At 70.4% G+C, this 3,461-nt stretch carries 4 protein-coding genes; all 4 read left to right on the forward strand.

The window, feature by feature from the left end; genetic code table 11:
- Positions 1-1,169, forward strand: a 1,169-nt coding sequence (locus G3N92_RS32210; RefSeq protein WP_206131576.1) for an acyl-CoA dehydrogenase family protein, incomplete at its 5' end; no start/stop codon positions are given.
- Positions 1,170-1,173: 4 nt separating this feature from the next.
- Positions 1,174-2,232, forward strand: coding sequence for an amino acid--[acyl-carrier-protein] ligase (locus tag G3N92_RS32215; RefSeq protein ID WP_206131577.1), 1,059 nt, complete (start codon positions 1,174-1,176; stop codon positions 2,230-2,232).
- Complete coding sequence (locus G3N92_RS32220) at positions 2,229-3,224, forward strand: DUF1839 family protein (protein WP_206131578.1); 996 nt, start codon at positions 2,229-2,231, stop codon at positions 3,222-3,224. Before G3N92_RS32215 ends, G3N92_RS32220 begins: the two co-directional genes overlap by 4 nt.
- A gap of 24 nt (positions 3,225-3,248) precedes the next feature.
- On the forward strand, positions 3,249-3,461 hold a 213-nt coding region (locus tag G3N92_RS32225), incomplete at its 3' end, for a hypothetical protein (RefSeq protein ID WP_206131579.1).

Consider the following 3,461-nt stretch of genomic DNA (forward strand, 5'->3'; position numbering starts at 1 on the left):
GCGCCGCCGCCCGGCGCTGCGCCGAGCTCGCCGCCCAGTTCGCCGACGCGATCGACCGCGAGGCGCGCTTCCCGTTCGAGGCGTTCGAGGCGCTGCGCCGCGAGCGCCTGCTGTCGGCGCTGGTGCCGGCCGCGTACGGCGGCGCGGGCTTGTCGCTGGCCGAAGTCGGCGAGATCTGCGAGACGCTCGCGCACGGTTGCGCGTCGACCGCGATGGTCTACGCGATGCACCAGATCCAGGTGGCCTGCATCGACCGCCACGCCAACGGCAACGCCTGGCAGCGCGCGCTGCTCGGCAAGCTCGTCGAGCATCAATGGCTGCTCGCGTCGGCCACCTCGGAGGAGAACATCGGCGGCAGCATGCGCACCAGCGCCTGCTCGGTCGAACTGGACGGTGCGCGCTTCCGGATCGACAAGGCCTGCCCGACCATCTCCTACGGCGCGCACGCCGACGCGATCCTGGTCACGGCGCGCCGCACCGCCGACGCGCCGGCCTCGGATCAGGTGCTGATCGTCGCGCTGCGCGACGAGACGCGGCTCGACAAGCGCAACGGCTGGGATGCGTTGGGCATGCGCGGCACCTGCAGCGAGGGCTTCGGGCTGATCGCCACCGGCCACGCCGACCAGATCCTCGCCACGCCGTTCGCCGAGATCGCCGACCGCACCATGCTGCCCGTCTCGCACACGCTGTGGGCCGCCGTCTGGACCGGCATCGCCGGCGACGCCGTGAACCGCGCCAAGGCCTTCTTCCGCGCCCAGGCGCGCGCCAGGCCCGGCTCGGTGCCGCCCGGCGGCGTGCGTCTGGCCGAGGCCGTGGGCCTGCTGCAGATGATGCAGGCGCGCCTCGCCGCCGCGTTCCAGGCCGAGCACGCCGAACACCGCGCCGCGCGCTGCACGGCCGACGACGACGCGCCGCTCGCCGCGATGCTCGGTTTCGCCGCCGACATGAACACGCTGAAAACCGCCATCTCGCAGACGGCCCTGCAGGTCGTGCAGCAGGTGCTGATGATCTGCGGCATGGCGGGCTACAAGAACGGCACGCCGTTCAGCGTCGGGCGGCACCTGCGCGACCTGCACTCCGCGCCGCTGATGATCAACAACGACCGCATCGCGCAGAACACCGCGAGCCTCCTGCTCGCGCAGCGCCCGGCCACCCACGCGAAGGGATGACACGATGAACACCATGACGATCGACGCCGCCGCCGCCGCTCCCGCGGCGCAAATCGAAGCCGCCGGCCTGCGCGACGCGCTGCTGGCCGCGGGCATCCTGATCGAAACGGGCGAGGACGGCCTGTACGGCCGCAGCCAGGTGTTCGAGGACGTGATCGAGCGCCTGAACGTGGCGATCACGCACCTCGGCGCGGATCAGCAGGCCGAGCTGCTGCGCTTTCCGCCCGCGATGCGCCGCACCGATTTCGAGGACAGCGAATACCTGAAGAACTTCCCCGACCTGGCCGGCACCGTGCACGCGTTCTGCGGCAACGAGATGGGCCAGCGCCGCCTGCTGACCGCGCTCGACAAGGCGATGGAAACCAGCCCGGACGATCGCGACACGGCGTGGATGGACCAGCAGCAGCCCACCCGCATCGTGCTGACGCCGGCCGCCTGCTATCCGATCTACCCGGTGATCGCCAAGCGCGGCCCGCTGCCGGCCGGCGGGCGCACCGTCGACGTGATGTCGTACTGCTTCCGCCACGAGCCGTCGCTCGATCCGGCGCGCATGCAGATGTTCCGTCAGCGCGAATACGTGCGGATCGGCAGCGGCGCTCAGGTGCTCGCGTTCCGGCAGCGCTGGATCGAGCGCGGCTCGCTGCTCGTCAAGCTGCTGAACCTGCCGCTCGAGGTGGATCTCGCCAACGATCCGTTCTTCGGCCGCGGCGGCAAGATCGTCGCCGACAGCCAGCGCGCGCAGGCGCTCAAGTTCGAGCTGCTGATTCCGGTGTCGAGCGACGAGAAGAAAACCGCCTGCCTGTCGTTCAACTATCACATGGAGCACTTCGGGGAGATCTGGCGCATCGCCTGCGCCGACGGCGCGGTCGCGCACACCGCCTGCGTGGGCTTCGGCATGGAGCGCATCACGCTCGCGCTGTTCCGCCATCACGGCCTCGACGTGCAGGCCTGGCCGGAAGAAGTGCGCGCGCTGCTGTGGGGCGACACGGGCGCCTGCGTGGCGCTCGGCATCGATGGCCTCGCGGGCACGCCGGGCGCGCGCCTGGCCGGAGACATCGCATGACGCCGGTCCTCCACGCACAGCCCGCGCTCGCCGAGCCGCCGCGCCGGCACGCCTCGCATGCGCTGCATCAGGGCGAGCGCGTCTGGCAGGAAACCAACTGCTATGTCGACCTGTGGATCGAGCTGCTGCACGGCTCCGGGCTCGACCCGCGCGCGGCGCTCGCGTTCACCGTCACGCAGGATTTCGAGGGCGATCAGTTCACGTTCTTCAAGTTTCCGCTGGAGGACATCGAGCGCCTGTACGGCACGCAGGTGCAGGAGCTGGCGATCTACGATTCGATCGAGGCGCATGTGCTCGCGCAGACGCAGCGCGGCAACACCGTGCTCGCCGAGGTGGACGGCTTCTATCTGCCCGACACGCGCGCCACCTCGTACCGGCGCACGCATCCGAAAACCACCATCGGCGTGGATTTCATCGATCCGGCCACGCGCCGCTGCGGCTACTTCCACAACACCGGCTATCACCTCGTGGAAGGCGACGATTACGACGGCGTGTTCCGCAAGCTGCCGCAATTCGCGGGCCGCGACGATCTGCTGTTCCCGTACGTCGAGTTCGCCAAGCAGACCCGCCGCCCGCTCGAAGGCGGCCAGCTCGCGGAGGAATCGGCGGCGCTGCTGGCCGCGCATCTGGAGCGGCGGCCGGCCGTCAACCCGATCGCGCGCTGGCGCGCGGCGTTTCCGGGGCATCTCGACACGCTGCTCGAACGCGGCGAAACGTACTTCCATCTGTACACGTTCAACCTGATGCGGCAGCTCGGCGCGAACTTCGAATTCCTGTCGAAGTATCTGGCCTGGCTGTCCGAGCAGGGCTTCGCGATCCCCGATTCGATTCCGGCCTCGGCGCAGACGATCGCGTCGGAAGCGATGGTCATGCAGTTCCGCCTGATGCGCGCCATCGCCCGCAAGCGGCGCGACCTCTGCGAGGATTGCTTCGATCACCTCGAGCACGCCTACGACAACACGCTGCCGCCGCTCGCCGCCCTCGCGCAGTGAAGGCGGGCCCGCCCAGGAGACGCCGTGCGCATCGCGCTGCCCGATATCGAAACGATCGACGCGCCGGCGACACCGGCGCACCATGACGCGGCCGATGCGGCCGGCGCGTCGCCGTGGCCCGTGCGAATCGACACGGGCTGGCGTTGCCTGTCGACGCCGGCCGGTGCGTTCGCCGCGCCGTCGATGCTGCCCGCCGCGGGCGACTGGCTTCCCGCCGCCGTGCCCGGCACGGTGGCA

Origin of the sequence: Burkholderia sp. Ac-20379 (assembly GCF_017104645.1) — a bacterium.
Taxonomy (GTDB): Bacteria; Pseudomonadota; Gammaproteobacteria; order Burkholderiales; family Burkholderiaceae; genus Burkholderia.